Genomic DNA, 15,700 nt, shown 5'->3' on the forward strand with positions numbered 1-15,700 from the left:
TTCTGAACGATCCAGCCTCCGTCAGGAGGCCGGGCCGCCGAAGATGTCGATACGGTCGCCCTCAGCGAGGGTCACGATGGCGCGCTTGGTGTTGGCACGCTTGCCGAAACCGGTGCGGGTGCGCTTGCGCTTGCCCTGGCGGTTGATCGTGTTGACCCCTGCGACCTTGACCGAGAAGACCGCTTCCACGGCCTGCTTGATCTGGGTCTTGTTGGCGTGGGGCGCGACGATGAACGTGTACTTGTTCTCGTCGAGCAGCGCGTAGCTCTTCTCGGAGACCACGGGCTTGACGAGGATGTCGCGCGGGTCCGTGTAGGTCTTGCTGGTGACCTCGGCCATCAGGCTTCGCTCCCTTCGGTGTCGTCGGCGCCGTCGGCGTCGGCTGCGGCCTTTGAGGGGCCGGACACGAAGGACTCGAAGGCGGCCTGGGTGAAGACCACGTCGTCGGAGACGAGCACGTCGTACGTGTTCAGCTGGCCCGGCGCCAGGATGTGGACCTGGGGCAGGTTGCGGGCGGACAGCCACGCGGCCTCGTCGGCGCGCTCGACGACCAGGAGCAGGTTCTTGCGCTCCGAGATCTTGCCGAGCAGCGTCTTGGCGGCCTTCGTGGACACATCGCCGTCGACCACGCCGGAGACGACGTGGATACGGGAGTGACGGGCCCGGTCGGTGAGGGCACCGCGCAGGGCGGCGGCCTTCATCTTCTTCGGGGTCCGCTGCGAGTAGTCACGCGGCACGGGGCCGTGGACGACGCCACCGCCGGCGAACTGCGGAGCGCGGGTCGAGCCCTGACGGGCGCGGCCGGTGCCCTTCTGGCGGTACGGCTTCTTGCCACCGCCGCGGACTTCGCCACGGGTCTTGGTCTTGTGCGTGCCCTGTCGGGCAGCGGCCAGCTGGGCGACTACGACCTGGTGGATCAGCGGAATGCTGACCTTGGCGTCGAAGATCTCCGCGGGGAGTTCGACGGTCCCGGCCTTGTCGCCCGCCGGCGAAAGGATGTCAATGGTGCTCATCGGTTACCTCAGGCCCCCTTGGCCGCGGTACGGACCAGGACGAGGCCGCCGTTCGGACCAGGGACCGCGCCCTTGATCAGGAGCAGGCCCTTCTCCGCGTCAACGGCGTGAACGGTCAGGTTCTGGGTGGTGACCCGCTCGTTGCCCATACGGCCCGCCATACGGAGACCCTTGAACACACGGCCCGGGGTGGCGCAGCCACCGATGGAACCGGGAGAGCGGTGCTTGCGCTGGGTGCCGTGACCGGCGCCGAGGCCCTTGAAGTTGTGACGCTTCATGACACCGGCGAAGCCCTTGCCCTTGCTCTTGCCCGTGACGTCGACCTTGACGCCGGACTCGAACACGGCGGCGGTGACCTCCTGGCCGAGCGTGTACTCGCCGGCGTCGGAGGTGCGCAGCTCCACCAGGTGGCGGCGCGGGGTCACGTCGGCCTTGGCGAAGTGGCCCTTGAGGGGCTTGTTCACCTTGCGCGGGTCGATCTCGCCGAAGGCGATCTGGACCGACTCGTAGCCGTCGGAGTCATTCGTACGGACCTGGGTAACGACACAGGGCCCGGCCTTGACGACGGTCACCGGGACGACACGGTTGTTCTCGTCCCAGACCTGGGTCATGCCGAGCTTCTCGCCCAGGACACCCTTGATCTGCTTTGCCATCTCTTCCGCGCCTCTCAGAGCTTGATCTCGATGTCGACGCCGGCCGGAAGGTCCAGGCGCATCAACGAGTCAACGGTCTTGGGCGTCGGGTCGAGGATGTCGATCAGGCGCTTGTGCGTGCGCATCTCGAAGTGCTCGCGCGAGTCCTTGTACTTGTGCGGCGACTTGATGACGCAGTACACGTTCTTCTCAGTGGGCAGCGGCACCGGGCCCGCGACCGACGCACCAGTACGCGTCACCGTCTCGACGATCTTCTTCGCCGATGAGTCGATGACCTCGTGGTCGTAGGCCTTGAGCCGGATGCGGATCTTCTGTCCCGCCATGGCTGCTTCGTAGTCCTGTCTCTCGTAACGCTCTGGAACCTGGTGACCTTGCGCTCTGCTCCGACCCACGCGGTCGGGCGTGTCGCATCCCCTCCACGAAAATCTCCCGAAGGATTTCCCGACCAAGGGGGTGCGGCCCAAGTCCGCGAGCCGGTCGCAGGCCGCATATGAAGCATTGGCCACCGGGCGCCTGGCCGGAGCCCCGCTGACACTTCCCGGAAGATTCCCGTACGTCCGTCCCAGCGCTGCCCATAAGGCAGTTGGGACGACGAGTACTGTGGGACTCGCTTCCGGTCCTCCCGGCGGGAGGCGCGCAGCATCGGCACTCAACCGAGCAACCTGGCTAGTGTGCCATAGGCGACTTGGCCCTGGCCAATCGGGCCCGAAAGGGTACCCCACGGGCGGATCGCCGACACATACCCAGGCCACCCGGATGCCGTCGCAACCTCCTGTGATGTTTCTTCCGCGTAGCGTGACCTTCGGCGCGTGGCCCGAGTAGTACGGGTGACACATTCGTACAGGTGACGTCCACGGGGGCGCACTCCGTGGAACGTCCGGAAGGGTCTCGGGCTCATGGTGAGACTGCGGCTGACGATCGGCAGGGAGCACGTCGCGGAGCTGGCACGGCTGCGCAACCCCGTGGGGGCGGTCGAGGAACTGGTCTGGAACGCGCTGGACGCGGACGCCGAGCGGGTCGATGTCGCGCTGGTGCGCAGTGATCTCGGTGGAGTCGACCGGGTGGTCATCACCGACGACGGCACAGGTATCGCCGCCGACCGCTGCGACGAGTACTTCCGGCACATTGGCGTCTCCTGGAAGAAACGCGCGCAGAACAGCCTGGTCAAGAAGCGGACGCTGCACGGGAAGAACGGCCGGGGCCGGGTGCGCGCGTTCGCGCTCGGCAGCGAGGTGCGCTGGATCAGCGTGAGCGAAGGCCCCGAGGGCCCGCGGCGCGTGGTCATCGAATCGGACCGGGGCTCGATGGACGAGTTCGACGTCAGCGAACCCGAGCCGGTCGAAGGACCGACGGGCACGGTCTTCGAGGCGCTCGGCGGCGACGAACTCCAGAAACTGACCGAAGGGACGGTGATGTCCACTCTGACCGCCGCCTTCGCCCTGCACCTGGAGGCGTACCCCGACATCCGGATCACCTATGACGGCCAGCTGCTCGACCCGTCGTCCGAGCAGCTCCGCGTCGATTCGTACGAGGTTCCGTCTCCGCCGGAGAGCACGCACCCACCGGCGCAGCTCAAGATCATCGAATGGTCACGGCCGATCTCCAGGGCGCTGATCCTGTGCGACGGCCGGGGCATGTCGCTGGCGCATCTCAAAGCGGAGATCCAGGCACCGGGCTTCCACTTCACGGCGTATCTCTCCTGGCCCGGGTTCGAGGACGACGCGGCCGGCGAACTCTCCTTCACCGACTGGATGCCGGAAGGACTGGCCGCCGACCTGGTGGCCGCGGCCCGTGAGCAGTTGCGCACGCACTTCCGCTGCCGCGCCGACCAGCGCCGCAGGGAACTCGTCGACGAATGGCGCGCCGAGGGCCTGTACCCGTACACGGGCGAGCCCGCGAGCGACCCGGCGCGGGCGGAACGCGAGACCTTCGACATCGTGGCGACCGCGGTCTTCCGGCATCTGCCCGCGAGCAAGCGGGCGCAGAAGGTGTCCTTCGCGCTCCTGCGCTCCGTCCTGGCGCACGAGCCGGGCGATGTACTCCGTATCGCGGAGGAGCTGTTCGCGCTCTCGAAGCAGGAGCAGGAGGAACTGAGCCGACTGCTCGACCGGACCCCCCTGTCATCCCTCATCAAGGCGTCGACGGCGGCGGCGAACCGTCTGGACTTCCTGGCGGCGCTGGAGCATCTGGTGTTCGAGCCGGAGGCGAGGGAGCGGGTGAAGGAGCGGGATGAACTGCACCGCATCCTGGAGGAGGAGTGCTGGGTCTTCGGTGAGGAATACGGACTGCATGTGAGCGACCGGAGTCTCACCACGGTGCTGAAGCAGCACTGCCGACTGCTCGGGCGCGAGACTCCCACACCCGGCCCTGTCCTTCGGGAGGACGGGCGGCCGGGGCGCGTTGATCTGATGCTGTCCCGCGCGGCCCGTCATCGGAAGGCCGAGAGACACCACCTCGTGGTCGAACTGAAGAGGTCGAACGTCGTCCTGGGCATGACGGAGTTCGCGCAGGTGAACAGCTACGCACACGCGGTCATGTCGGACAGCAGGTTCAGTGAGCCCCGGGTGACCTGGGACTTCTGGCTGGTGGGCAACACCATGGACGACAGCCTCCGCCAGCTGGCCCGCCAGCAGGACCGGGTTCCCGGATGTGCCGTCTCCCAGCCCACGTTCCGGATCTGGGTGCGCACCTGGGGCGAGATCATCGAGGACTGCCAGGAGCGACTGCGTTTCTACGGCGAGCAGCTGGAATACCAGTCCACGACCGAGCACGCGATGGACTATCTGACCCGCGAGCACACGGACGCGGTGGCGGGCCTGATCGGCGACGGCACGCTGCCGGCGCCCCGCACGGAGAACCCGCGACCGGGAGTGGACACGGTGGCTCCTTAGCGGGGCGGGGGCGGCACGGGCCCCGGATCGGGGGTCAGCGCTCGGTGGCGTAGCTGACGAAGTCGGCCCAGGCGGTGGGGGTGAGGGCGAGGTGGGGGCGGTGGGGGTTCTTGGAGTCGCGGACGAGGACGGTGTGGGGTGTGGACGCGACTTCCACGCAGTCGTTGTCATTGCTGCCGCTGTAGCTGCTCTTGAACCACTCCAGCCCGGAAGCGTTCCCGGCAGAGAAGTCGCGGATCATGTCTCCCCCAGCACTTTCTCGATGAAGGCCAGCGACTCCCGTGGGTTGAGAGCCTGCGATCGGATGATTCCATACCGAAGGTCAAGAACCTGGGCCTCTCTCGGGTCGGAGAGCAGACGGGTGGTGAGCTGCCCCGCCACGTATCCCACCGCCGAGCCGTCCCTGAGCTTCAGCACTTGGAGTTCACCACCCATTCCGGCGTGGTCCTCGCGGTCCGTCGGCATCACCTGGATCTCGACATGCCTCAACCGGGCCATCTCCAGCAGGTGTTCGAGCTGCCGACGCAGCACCATTCTGCCCCCGATGGGCCGCCGGAGAGTGACCTCTTCCAGGACAAAGGTGAGCGTGACCAGCGGTGAGCGGTCGAAGATCTCCTGCCGTGCGAGACGGGCGGAGACATACCGGTCCTGATCGTCCGGGGAGAGGGCCGGGCGCCGGACGTCGAACAGCGCTCTCGTGTACTCCTCGGTCTGCAACAGACCATGGATGTTGTGGTTGAGGTAGGCCCCGATCTCAACAGCCTCCGCTTCCAGCTTGGCCAGATCGCGGACCTTCTTCGGGTAGCGGGCCTCCTGCACGTCCTTCTTCATCGCGGAGAGCTTTCCGCCCGCGCCCAGCACCTCGTCCGCGCGGTCCAGGAACTCCGGCCTGGGGATGCGCTTGCCGGCCTCCAGCTTGTAGATCTGGTTCTCGCCGTAGCCGACCGCCGTGCCGAACTCCGCCTGCTTCAGCCCCGCCGCCTCGCGCCAGAGCTTGATCTGCCGGGCGACCGCCGCGATCACCGCGCCGGAGTCGTCGCCGCCTTCGGGTTCCCAGTCGGGCTCGTCCGCGCCGTCCGTCGTGTAGTCCGTACTACCGCTGTCGATACTCACCGTGGGCCCTCCGACCGGCTCGTCGTCCTACCGCCGACGCCCGCGAGAGGTCACGGTGTACAGCCCTGACAAGCGCCGCCGGGATCCGCGCCACAACAGGACGGTCACCGTCCGTATGGGCGTCGTCACTTTTCAGCCTACGCAGACCCGGCCACGCTGTGTGATGTGAATCTCGAAAATAGTGATCGCTACCCTTCGGCCCAATCGACGCTCCCAGCCCGGAAGTTCTGCGTCCGCCTGTCCTCGACCCGCCGGGGCGCCCGGCTCGCGCGGCTGCTCACGGTGGAGCGACTGCGCTCGTGGGAGATGCCCTTCGAGACGGCGGCGCTCGTCGTGGCCGAACTGGCGTCGAACGCCGCGCTGCACGGAAGCGCCCCCGGACGGGACTTCCGGCTCGCTCTCACCCTCGCGACGGAGGACACGCTCCGTATCGAGGTGACCGACACCCGTCCGGGGCAAATGCCGACCGTACGAACGGGCGCCCCGCTGGACAGCGAGGGCGGGCGTGGACTGCAACTGGTCGACGCACTGGCGGACCGCTGGGGCATTACGAGCAGGCCAGGCGCCCACAAGACGGTCTGGGCAGAACTGGGAACGGGAGCCGGCGGGGCCGCAGTCGGGCCGTAATGCGGATGGGGCCACTGCGGGTCAGGACCGAGGGGTAGTCGGGGTGGGCCGGTAGGTCCCGTGCCACGCGGGGGCCGCCCCTCAGGCTTTGAGTTTCGCGATTCCGGGCCGGGCGTCAAGGGCGCTCCTGCGTCGCGTCGCTGCGCGATGACCTCCGGTCACCCTTGACCCCCGCCCCTCCATCGCAAGTGCGGACAGGCGGGAGGGGCGGCCCGGGGGAAGGGGTCCCCGGGGAGATCCGTTGAGGGTGCTGGTTTCCTCCCCGGCCTGCGGCCCGGTGGGTGGTCTGCGCAGCAGTGGAATGGGGCTTCTGGGCCTGGCTTAGCGTCGGACGGCCGTCTGTTGGTTGGGGTTCAGTCCCGTGTCTGGGCTGGGTGGTTGGTGGGGCGGGCGTGTCCGTGGCGGGTGCGAGTGGGCCGGTTGGGGACCTGTTTGCGCTCTGGGACCCGCCTAACGCAACTGAGGACACACGACCGCCTCAAGGCACTCCCCAACCCCCTTCCAAAAGTGGGCATATGGGGCATCGGTCGGGCTGTTAGACCTCTTTCCCCGGGAATGGCGCGGCGATGGGTCCCGCAACGCCCTTCGGACGTCTCTTGCGTCCTAGTGACGCGGGAAGCGTCCTATCACGTCCCCGACCGGCGAAAAGGGCGGACATACGGGCCCGTCCGGGCCGACGAGGGCGCGAGCTCGTCCGCCTCGCGCTTGAGGTGCCACGTGATCACGGATCTCAGACACGGGACTGAACCTCAACAAGCAATGGACAGCCAGTCGCTGAGCCGGTGCCGGGCCGCCCCATTCCACTGCCGCGCAGCCCCGCAGGGCCCACCAACCCGAGGCCGGGAAGGAAACAGACACCCCCAACTCAGCCCCCCGGGGACCCCTTCCCCCGGGCCGCCCCTCCCATCACCCGCACTTGCGATGGAGGGGCGGGGGTCAAGGGTGACCGGAGGTCATCGCGCAGCGACGCGACGCAGGAGCGCCCTTGACGCCCGGCCCGGAATCGCGAAACTCAAACCCAGAGGGGCGGCCCCCACGTGGCACGGGACCTACCGGCCCACCCCGACTACCCCTCGGTCTGGACCAGAAGACAGCCACCCCACCCCAGACACGGGACTGAACCCCAGCCAACAAAAGACCCTCCGACGCCACACCGACGCGCCACCACCCCACTCCACTCCCGCGCACACCCACCACCCACCCTCTCCCCCCCATCCCACCCCACCCCTCCCCCACCCCCAGGACATTGGTCCATACCAACACCTTGACGTGGCGTGAGTTCACTTCTTAAATCACGAGCGGGCCACCCGCGTGAACGCGTGTCATATACATGACAGAAGCGACACACGCGACACGCACGACACGCACACGCACGCGCACCCCGCAGGCGGTCCACGCACCCCCCACTTGTTGGCAGAAGAAGGGATCGTCCCCGCGATGACCACGACCAGAGACAGAGGTCGCCTGAGGAGCGCCGGTATCCGGCTCCTCGCGTTGCTCGCCGTACTCCTCGGCCTGACCGCCGCTCCCGCCGCCCATGGGGCCATTCAGAAGGCGAACGCCGCCGCGCCGTTCAAGATATTGGCGTTCTACAACGGCACCTGGGACGACGCCCACATCAGCTTCGTACGGGAAGCCAACACCTGGTTCCCCCAGCAGGCCGCCGCCAACAACTTCTCGTACACGGCGACCAACAACTGGAACCAGCTCACGAACATCACCAAGGACCAGTACCAGGTGGTGCTCTTCCTCGACGACGCGCCGCAGACGGCCGCGCAGCGGTCGGGCTTCGAGCGGTACATGCGCAGTGGCGGGGCCTGGATGGGCTTCCATGTCTCCGCGTTCACCACCGACGCGGGCGGCTGGTCCTGGTACTACAACGACTTCCTCGGCTCCGGCAACTTCCGGTCGAACACCTGGGGTCCGACGACCGCGACGCTCAAGGTCGAGGACCGTGCGCACCCCACGACCGTGGGGCTGCCCGGGACGTTCACCTCGTCGGTCAGCGAGTGGTACAGCTGGTCCAACGACCTCAGGACCCGCTCGAACATCAAGATCCTGTCGTCGGTCGACCCGGTGAGCTTCCCGCTCGGTACGGACCCCAACCAGTCCTGGTACAGCGGCTATTACCCGATCATGTGGACCAACACCGGCTACAAGATGATCTACGCCAACTTCGGGCACAACGCCATGAACTACAGCACGGGCCAGACGCTCTCCTCCACCTTCGGCAGCGCGACCCAGAACCGTTTCATCCTGGACAGCCTCAAGTGGCTCGGTACGGGTGAGGGCGGTGACCCGACGCCGCCGCAGGGGCCGATCAACGAGTCCGCCTGGTACTCGCTGGTGAACGCCGGCAACAACCTGTGCCTGGACGCCCGCGCCGCGGCGACCGCGAACGGCACGGCGATCCAGCAGTACACCTGCAACAGCACCCTGGCCCAGCAGTACCAGATCCGCGCCACGGACAGCGGCTTCTCCCGTATCGGTCCGCGCGCCAACGCCCAGCAGGCCGTCGACGTCACCGATGTCTCGACCGCCGACAACGCCCCGATCCAGCTCTGGAACTACACCGGCGGCCTGAACCAGCAGTGGCAGGCCGTGGCGGAGAGCTCGGGCCGCTACCACTTCACGGCCCGGCACAGCGGCAAGTGCCTGAGCGCCCCGGACACCGCCGCCTCCGGCACCCAGCTCATCCAGCGCCCCTGCAACGGCTCGGCGGCCCAGTCCTTCCAACTGGTCCAGCAGCCCTGACCCCCACCTGACCCCACACCTGCCCAACCCCCGAACGACCCGCGCCCCCGCCCCGCCCCCGCCCCGCCCCCGCCCCGCCCCGGCCCCGGCCCCGGCCCCGAGCAGCCACCCCGGCCCTCCAGTGGTGCGGATCACCCAGGTGAGTGATCCGCACCACTGGAGGGCCTTTCCGTGCCGTGGCTGGTCAGCCGGTGCCCTCTGCTTCCGTCCGCTTTGTATGAAGCATGCGCTAGCTTTGTATGAGACCAACTTCTCGGAGGTGCGGTATGTCCGCGACCCAGATCGACATCGATGACGAGGCTCTCTCCGAAGCGATGAGGCTGTCCGGAGCCAAGACGAAGAAAGAAACGGTCAACATCGCCCTGCGCGAGTACGCCGAACGACGTCAGCGCACCGAGAGGCGGCTGCGCCACCTGGAGAACGCGCAGCTCTGGGATGAGGAGAGCTTCCAGCGACGACACGCGGCCGAGAAAGCCGCCTCGGAAGGGGCCGGCCCGGAAGGGCAAGCCTCGCGGAGCAGCGCCGCATGACCGCCGTCCGCTACCTGGCCGACTCCACGGCCGTATGGCGCATCCAGCGCGACCGCAAGCTGAACGACCTGTGGGGCCACGAGCTCGACGAGGGAGCCATCGGATCGTGCGCCCCACAGCGCACGGAATTCCGGCAGTCGGCCCGGAGCCTCGACGAGTACGACCAGATGACCGAGATGTTCACCGATCTCCATCCCGATGTCCCGGTCCCCAAACGGGCCTGGGACTGGATCGAGACGGCCCAGTACCGACTCGCCCAACGGGGACAGCACCAGAGTCTGTCAGCGGTCGACTGGCTGATCTGCGCCACGGCCGCACACCACGGGCTGGTCGTACTCCACGATGACAACGACTTCCGCACAGCCGCCCGCGTGCTCTCCGACGTGACGGAACGGGGCGTCCTCACGCCGCCCGGGTGACACCCGACGCCCCCACGGGCGCCCCGGCCCCTCTGCCGCCCCCGTACCCCCACCGCAAGCCCACCTACCACAAGCCCACCCCACCCCACCCCACCCACCACAAAGGCCCCGCACCGCCGTCCTCGCGGACGGGATACGGGGCCCCTGCTGGGATGCTCCCTGGTTGCTCCGCGGAGGGACTCTCCGGGAAGCGGCCTGGTCGGTCCAGATCAGTGAACTACTTGTTGATCTTGGTGACCTGGCCGGCGCCGACGGTCCGGCCACCCTCACGGATGGCGAACTTGAGGCCCTCCTCCATGGCGACGGGCTGGATCAGCTCGACCGTCATGACGGTGTTGTCGCCCGGCATGACCATCTCGGTGCCCTCGGGGAGGGTCACCACGCCGGTCACGTCCGTGGTACGGAAGTAGAACTGCGGGCGGTAGTTGTTGAAGAAGGGGGTGTGACGGCCACCCTCGTCCTTCGACAGGATGTAGGCCTGGGCCTCGAAGCTGGTGTGCGGCGTGACCGAACCCGGCTTGATGATGACCTGGCCGCGCTCGACGTCCTCGCGCTTGATGCCACGGAGGAGCAGACCGACGTTCTCACCGGCCTGGCCCTCGTCGAGCAGCTTGCGGAACATCTCGATGCCGGTGACCGTGGTGGTGGTCTTCTCGGTCTTGATACCGACGATGTCGACGGTCTCGTTGACCTTGAGGACACCACGCTCGATACGACCGGTGACGACGGTGCCACGACCGGTGATCGTGAAGACGTCCTCGATCGGCATCAGGAACGGCTTGTCGACGTCACGCTCGGGCTGCGGGATCGCCTCGTCGACGGCGGCCATCAGGTCGAGGACCGTCTGGCCCCACTCCTTGTCGCCCTCGAGCGCCTTGAGCGCCGAGACCTTGACGACCGGCAGGTCGTCGCCCGGGAACTCGTACTCGGAGAGAAGCTCACGGACCTCGAGCTCGACGAGCTCCAGGATCTCCTCGTCGTCCACCATGTCGGCCTTGTTCAGGGCGACGACGATGTACGGCACGCCGACCTGGCGGGCCAGGAGCACGTGCTCCTTGGTCTGCGGCATCGGGCCGTCGGTGGCGGCGACCACGAGGATGGCGCCGTCCATCTGCGCCGCACCCGTGATCATGTTCTTGATGTAGTCCGCGTGACCGGGGCAGTCGACGTGCGCGTAGTGACGCGACTCGGTCTGGTACTCGACGTGCGCGATGGAGATGGTGATACCGCGCTGGCGCTCCTCAGGAGCCTTGTCGATCTGGTCGAAGGCCGAGGCCTCGTTCAGGTTCGGGAACGCGTCATGCAGCACCTTGGTAATGGCGGCCGTGAGGGTCGTCTTACCGTGGTCGATGTGACCGATGGTGCCGATGTTGACGTGCGGCTTAGTCCGCTCGAACTTCGCCTTCGCCACTGGGGTCCTCCTGTGGAGTGGTTCTGTACGCCTTACTCATCGGCGCCAGGTGATCTTTGCTGGGATGCCGGGGCCCGGGGCATTCCCTCCGTGATCCGGCGGGAATGCCCCAGGGCTTGCCGGTGACAAGCCTAAAGCGTGAGCTCGGGAGAGTTACTCGCCCTTGGCCTTCGCGATGATCTCCTCGGCGACGTTCCGCGGAACCTCGGCGTAGGAGTCGAACTGCATCGAGTAGCTTGCGCGACCCGAGGTCTTGCTTCGGAGGTCTCCGACATAGCCGAACATCTCCGAGAGCGGCACCAGGCCCTTGATGACCCGGGCGCCGGCCCGCTCCTCCATGGCCTGGATCTGGCCACGGCGGGAGTTGATGTCGCCGATGACATCGCCCATGTAGTCCTCGGGCGTGGTGACCTCGACGGCCATCATCGGCTCCAGGAGCACCGGGGACGCCTTGCGGGCACCCTCCTTGAACGCCTGCGAACCGGCGATCTTGAACGCCAGCTCGGAGGAGTCGACCTCGTGGTACGCACCGTCGAGCAGCGTGATACGTACGCCGGTCATCTCGTAACCGGCCAGGATGCCGAACTGCATGGCTTCCTGCGCACCCGCGTCGACCGAAGGGATGTACTCCTTCGGGATACGGCCACCGGTGACCTTGTTCACGAACTCGTACGAGGCGTCGCCGCCCTCGATCGGCTCGATCGAGATCTGCACCTTGGCGAACTGGCCGGTACCACCGGTCTGCTTCTTGTGGGTGTAGTCCACCCGCTCGACGGCCTTGCGGATCGTCTCACGGTAAGCGACCTGCGGCTTGCCGACGTTCGCCTCGACGCGGAACTCGCGCTTCATACGGTCGACCAGGACCTCGAGGTGAAGCTCGCCCATACCGCCGATGACGGTCTGGCCGGTCTCCTCGTTGGTGTGCACCTGGAAGGAGGGGTCCTCCTCCGCGAGCCGCTGGATGGCGACACCCAGCTTCTCCTGGTCACCCTTGGACTTGGGCTCGATCGCGACCTCGATCACCGGCGCCGGGAAGTCCATGGACTCCAGGATCACCGGGTTCTTCTCGTCGCACAGCGTCTCACCGGTGGTGGTCTGCTTCAGGCCCATCACGGCGACGATGTCGCCGGCGCCCACCGCCTCGATCTCCTCACGCTTGTTCGCGTGCATACGGTAGATCTTGCCGATGCGCTCCTTGCGGCCCTTCACGGAGTTCAGCACGGCGGTGCCGGACTCCAGACGGCCGGAGTACACCCGGACGAAGGTGAGCTTGCCGAGGTGCGGGTCGCTCATGATCTTGAACGCCAGCGCCGACAGCGGCTCGTCGTCCGAGGGCCTGCGCTTGACGACCAGCTCCGCGTCCTTGACGTCGTGGCCCTCGATGGCCTCGACGTCCAGGGGCGACGGCAGGTAGCGCACGACCGCGTCGAGCAGGGGCTGAACGCCCTTGTTCTTGAACGCGGTTCCGCAGAACACCGGGGTGACGGTGGTGTCGTTCGACTTGCCCGACGCGATCGTGATGCGGCGGATGGCCGCGTAGAGCTGCTCCACGGTGGGCTCGACGCCCTCCAGGTACAGCTCCATCAGCTCGTCGTCGTTCTCGGAGACGACCTCAAGCAGCTTGCCGCGCCACTCCTCGGCCGCCTCGGTGTGCGTGGCCGGGATGTCGACGACGTCGTACATCTCGCCCTTGGCGGCCTCGGCGGACCAGACGAAGGCCTTCATCGTCACGAGGTCGACGACGCCCTTGAAGTCCATCTCGGCACCGATCGGAAGCTGCATGACGATCGGGGTCGCGCCGAGGCGGTCCGAGATCATGTCGACGCAGCGGTGGAACTCCGCGCCGGTCCGGTCGAGCTTGTTGACGAAGCAGATACGGGGCACGCCGTAACGGTCGGCCTGACGCCACACCGTCTCGGACTGCGGCTCCACACCCGCGACACCGTCGAACACGGTGACGGCACCGTCGAGCACGCGGAGCGAACGCTCCACCTCGACCGTGAAGTCCACGTGACCAGGGGTGTCAATGATGTTGATGGTGTGGTCGACGTCCTCGAGCGGCCAGTGACAGGTGGTCGCGGCGGACGTGATCGTGATGCCGCGCTCCTGCTCCTGCTCCATCCAGTCCATCGTGGCAGCGCCGTCGTGGACCTCACCGATCTTGTAGCTCACACCGGTGTAGAACAGGATGCGCTCGGTGGTCGTCGTCTTGCCCGCGTCGATGTGGGCCATGATCCCGATGTTGCGGACCTTGGCCAGGTCAAGCGAAGTGGTGGCCATGAGGCTCAATCTTCTCTCGGTCTCGATGGGGGTAGCGACTACCAGCGGTAGTGCGCGAAGGCCTTGTTGGACTCGGCCATCTTGTGCGTGTCCTCACGCTTCTTGACCGAGGCGCCCAGACCGTTGGAGGCGTCGAGCAGCTCGTTCATGAGGCGTTCGGTCATGGTCTTCTCGCGACGGGCGCGGGAGTAACCCACGACCCAGCGGAGTGCGAGGGTGGCGGCACGACCGGGCTTGACCTCGATCGGCACCTGGTAGGTGGCACCACCGACACGGCGGGACTTGACCTCAAGCGTGGGCTTGACGTTCTCAAGCGCGCGCTTCAGCGTGATGACCGGGTCGTTGCCGGTCTTCTCGCGGAGACCTTCCATCGCGCCGTACACGATCCGCTCGGCGGTGGAACGCTTGCCGTTGAGCAGGATCTTGTTGATCAGCGAGGTGACAAGAGGAGAACCGTAGACCGGGTCGATGATGACCGGGCGCTTCGGGGCGGGGCCCTTACGAGGCATTCTTACTTCTCCTTCTTGGCGCCGTAGCGGCTGCGGGCCTGCTTGCGGTTCTTGACACCCTGGGTGTCGAGGGAGCCGCGGATGATCTTGTAACGAACACCAGGCAGGTCCTTCACACGGCCACCACGCACGAGCACGATGGAGTGCTCCTGCAGGTTGTGTCCCTCACCCGGAATGTAGGCCGTGACCTCGATGCCGGAGGTCAGACGCACACGCGCGACCTTCCGGAGGGCCGAGTTCGGCTTCTTCGGGGTGGTCGTGAACACACGCGTGCAGACACCGCGACGCTGAGGGGAACCCTCGAGCGCGGGCGTCTTGTTCTTCTCGACCTTGTCCTGCCGGCCCTTCCGGACCAGCTGCTGGATCGTAGGCACTACTTCTCCGGTTTCTGTGTGCCGTTAGTACAACTAACCTGGAACGACTCCGACCCACGCGGTCGGGTGTGTCGAATGCTGCATGACCCCGCCGAGGGCGAGGAAGGCGCAGATCACGGTGGCCGATACTCGAACTCGCCATGCGGCTGAAGACACGCACAGGAGCCCAGGCACACCCCAGGCACAAGGTCTGAGCGTACCTACCTCATCGACTCCGGTCAAAACAAATGCCCTGGGCCGGACACGCCGTACTGCCGCCGGAAAGACGCCACGCCGAGATTCCCGCTTTCCCAGGGTAAACACGCCGTTCTTCCTGCATGTACTCGTCACTTTCAGTAGCTTGTCCTGTTCATCAGGACGATCGGGGGAGCTCATGTCCGTATCGGAATTACCCGAAGAAGCGGGGCTGGACGACCGTGTTCCGTTTCTGGCCCGGCTGGAGCGTGAGGACCGGGCATCGCTGCTGGCACTGGGCAGCGCCCTCCGCTTCGTCCCCCGTACGCCCCTCATCCACCAGCACGAACCGTCCACCCATGTCCTGCTCATCCTGCGCGGCTGGACAAAGGTGACGGCATCGGCCGCCAACGGGTACGAGGCGCTGCTCGCCCTGCGCGGGCCCGGCGACATCGTCGGCGAGTCCGCGGCGCTCACCGGCCGGGTACGGGCGGCCACGGTGACCGCGCTGGAACCGGTGGAGGCGGTCGCGGTCGAGCACGACCGGTTCCGTGAATACCTCGCGGGTTCACCCCAGGTTTCGCTGAAATTGCTCGGACTCACCGCCGACCGCACCAGGGCGGCGGACAGACGGCGGCTCGAATTCGGCTCGATGAGCGTACGGGAACGCTTCGCCGTGCTGCTGCTCGATCTGGCGCGTACGCACGGCCGACGCACGGAGGAGGGCATCGAACTGGCCGTACCGCTCAGCAAACAGGAGCTGGCCGGGTCCGTCGGCGCCTCCCGCGAGATGGTGCAGCGGCTGCTCAAGGACTTGCGGGACCGGCAGGCGGTGGTCACGGGCCGGCGGACGATGCTGATCCTGCGGCCGGAGGTGCTCCGGCAGATCGCGCGCTCGGGTCCGGGCGCGCCATAGACCTCCCCGGCCTCCTCCACGCCGTCCTCCGCCACC

16 protein-coding genes are annotated in these 15,700 nt (G+C 67.0%); 6 read left to right on the forward strand and 10 right to left on the reverse strand.

Going from position 1 to position 15,700, the window contains the following annotated elements; all coding sequences use genetic code 11:
- Nucleotides 1–21: 21 nt before the first annotated feature.
- The 4 genes from rplW to rpsJ are packed head-to-tail and all read right to left on the reverse strand — an operon-like array spanning nt 22 to nt 1,989.
- Nucleotides 22–339: a 50S ribosomal protein L23 gene (gene rplW / locus OG214_RS15910; RefSeq protein ID WP_066943608.1), complete on the reverse strand. Its 318-nt coding sequence runs from the start codon at nt 337–339 to the stop codon at nt 22–24.
- Nucleotides 339–1,013 carry a 50S ribosomal protein L4 gene (rplD, locus tag OG214_RS15915; RefSeq protein WP_363080954.1) on the reverse strand — a complete coding sequence of 225 codons (675 nt, stop codon included), beginning with the start codon at nt 1,011–1,013 and terminating at the stop codon, nt 339–341. The genes rplW and rplD overlap by 1 nt, the downstream gene beginning before the upstream one ends.
- A gap of 8 nt (nt 1,014–1,021) precedes the next feature.
- The gene (gene rplC / locus OG214_RS15920; protein ID WP_066943612.1) at nt 1,022–1,666 is read right to left on the reverse strand and encodes a 50S ribosomal protein L3; all 645 of its coding nucleotides are present in this window, start codon (nt 1,664–1,666) and stop codon (nt 1,022–1,024) included.
- Between the two features lie 14 nt (nt 1,667–1,680).
- Nucleotides 1,681–1,989 (reverse strand): 30S ribosomal protein S10, encoded by a 309-nt coding sequence (rpsJ, locus tag OG214_RS15925; RefSeq protein WP_003948644.1) that lies wholly within the window; start codon nt 1,987–1,989, stop codon nt 1,681–1,683.
- Between the two features lie 573 nt (nt 1,990–2,562).
- Here rpsJ and OG214_RS15930 point away from each other — a divergent pair.
- The gene (locus OG214_RS15930; RefSeq protein ID WP_405985106.1) at nt 2,563–4,557 is read left to right on the forward strand and encodes an ATP-binding protein; all 1,995 of its coding nucleotides are present in this window, start codon (nt 2,563–2,565) and stop codon (nt 4,555–4,557) included.
- A 34-nt stretch (nt 4,558–4,591) separates the two neighbouring features.
- Here the strand turns inward: OG214_RS15930 and OG214_RS15935 are convergent, their stop codons facing one another.
- Both OG214_RS15935 and OG214_RS15940 read right to left on the reverse strand, forming a co-directional pair.
- Entirely contained in the window at nt 4,592–4,798 is a 207-nt protein-coding gene (locus OG214_RS15935; protein ID WP_405985107.1) for a DUF397 domain-containing protein, read from the reverse strand.
- On the reverse strand, nt 4,795–5,670 hold the full coding sequence (locus OG214_RS15940; RefSeq protein ID WP_405985108.1) for a helix-turn-helix transcriptional regulator: 876 nt from the start codon (nt 5,668–5,670) through the stop codon (nt 4,795–4,797). The genes OG214_RS15935 and OG214_RS15940 overlap by 4 nt, the downstream gene beginning before the upstream one ends.
- A gap of 165 nt (nt 5,671–5,835) precedes the next feature.
- Here OG214_RS15940 and OG214_RS15945 point away from each other — a divergent pair, with 165 nt between their 5' ends.
- From OG214_RS15945 to OG214_RS15960, 4 genes are all read left to right on the forward strand, one after another.
- A complete protein-coding gene (locus tag OG214_RS15945) occupies nt 5,836–6,297 on the forward strand; it encodes an ATP-binding protein (protein ID WP_405985109.1) in 462 nt (153 codons plus the stop codon).
- 1,437 nt (nt 6,298–7,734) lie between these two features.
- Nucleotides 7,735–9,051, forward strand: a complete 1,317-nt coding sequence (locus OG214_RS15950) for a ThuA domain-containing protein (RefSeq protein WP_405985110.1) — start codon at nt 7,735–7,737, stop codon at nt 9,049–9,051.
- Between the two features lie 266 nt (nt 9,052–9,317).
- On the forward strand, nt 9,318–9,581 hold the full coding sequence (locus OG214_RS15955; RefSeq protein WP_363085194.1) for a type II toxin-antitoxin system VapB family antitoxin: 264 nt from the start codon (nt 9,318–9,320) through the stop codon (nt 9,579–9,581).
- Complete coding sequence (locus OG214_RS15960) at nt 9,578–10,000, forward strand: PIN domain-containing protein (RefSeq protein ID WP_363085195.1); 423 nt, start codon at nt 9,578–9,580, stop codon at nt 9,998–10,000. The genes OG214_RS15955 and OG214_RS15960 overlap by 4 nt, the downstream gene beginning before the upstream one ends.
- 217 nt (nt 10,001–10,217) lie before the next feature.
- Here OG214_RS15960 and tuf read toward each other — a convergent pair whose 3' ends face one another.
- From tuf to rpsL, 4 genes are all read right to left on the reverse strand, one after another.
- A complete protein-coding gene (gene tuf / locus OG214_RS15965; protein ID WP_363085196.1) occupies nt 10,218–11,411 on the reverse strand; it encodes an elongation factor Tu in 1,194 nt (397 codons plus the stop codon).
- A 153-nt stretch (nt 11,412–11,564) separates the two neighbouring features.
- On the reverse strand, nt 11,565–13,691 hold the full coding sequence (gene fusA, locus OG214_RS15970; protein WP_363085197.1) for an elongation factor G: 2,127 nt from the start codon (nt 13,689–13,691) through the stop codon (nt 11,565–11,567).
- A 38-nt stretch (nt 13,692–13,729) separates the two neighbouring features.
- Nucleotides 13,730–14,200, reverse strand: coding sequence for a 30S ribosomal protein S7 (gene rpsG, locus OG214_RS15975; RefSeq protein ID WP_030742163.1), 471 nt, complete (start codon nt 14,198–14,200; stop codon nt 13,730–13,732).
- Between the two features lie 2 nt (nt 14,201–14,202).
- Nucleotides 14,203–14,574: a 30S ribosomal protein S12 gene (rpsL, locus tag OG214_RS15980; protein WP_003948652.1), complete on the reverse strand. Its 372-nt coding sequence runs from the start codon at nt 14,572–14,574 to the stop codon at nt 14,203–14,205.
- 373 nt (nt 14,575–14,947) lie between these two features.
- Between rpsL and OG214_RS15985 the strand changes: the two genes are divergently transcribed.
- Nucleotides 14,948–15,664 (forward strand): Crp/Fnr family transcriptional regulator, encoded by a 717-nt coding sequence (locus tag OG214_RS15985; protein ID WP_363085198.1) that lies wholly within the window; start codon nt 14,948–14,950, stop codon nt 15,662–15,664.
- Nucleotides 15,665–15,700 lie beyond the last annotated feature (36 nt).

This window comes from Streptomyces sp. NBC_00872 (genome assembly GCF_045161915.1).
Taxonomy (GTDB): domain Bacteria; phylum Actinomycetota; class Actinomycetes; order Streptomycetales; family Streptomycetaceae; genus Streptomyces.

Coding starts and splice junctions, on each gene's coding strand:
- rplW (WP_066943608.1), bottom strand. CDS start 339: ATGGCCGAGGTCACCAGCAAGACCTACACGGACCCGCGCGACATCCTC.
- rplD (WP_363080954.1), bottom strand. CDS start 1,013: ATGAGCACCATTGACATCCTTTCGCCGGCGGGCGACAAGGCCGGGACC.
- rplC (WP_066943612.1), bottom strand. CDS start 1,666: ATGGCAAAGCAGATCAAGGGTGTCCTGGGCGAGAAGCTCGGCATGACC.
- rpsJ (WP_003948644.1), bottom strand. CDS start 1,989: ATGGCGGGACAGAAGATCCGCATCCGGCTCAAGGCCTACGACCACGAG.
- OG214_RS15930 (WP_405985106.1), top strand. CDS start 2,563: ATGGTGAGACTGCGGCTGACGATCGGCAGGGAGCACGTCGCGGAGCTG.
- OG214_RS15935 (WP_405985107.1), bottom strand. CDS start 4,798: ATGATCCGCGACTTCTCTGCCGGGAACGCTTCCGGGCTGGAGTGGTTC.
- OG214_RS15950 (WP_405985110.1), top strand. CDS start 7,735: ATGACCACGACCAGAGACAGAGGTCGCCTGAGGAGCGCCGGTATCCGG.
- OG214_RS15955 (WP_363085194.1), top strand. CDS start 9,318: ATGTCCGCGACCCAGATCGACATCGATGACGAGGCTCTCTCCGAAGCG.
- OG214_RS15960 (WP_363085195.1), top strand. CDS start 9,578: ATGACCGCCGTCCGCTACCTGGCCGACTCCACGGCCGTATGGCGCATC.
- fusA (WP_363085197.1), bottom strand. CDS start 13,691: ATGGCCACCACTTCGCTTGACCTGGCCAAGGTCCGCAACATCGGGATC.
- rpsG (WP_030742163.1), bottom strand. CDS start 14,200: ATGCCTCGTAAGGGCCCCGCCCCGAAGCGCCCGGTCATCATCGACCCG.
- OG214_RS15985 (WP_363085198.1), top strand. CDS start 14,948: ATGTCCGTATCGGAATTACCCGAAGAAGCGGGGCTGGACGACCGTGTT.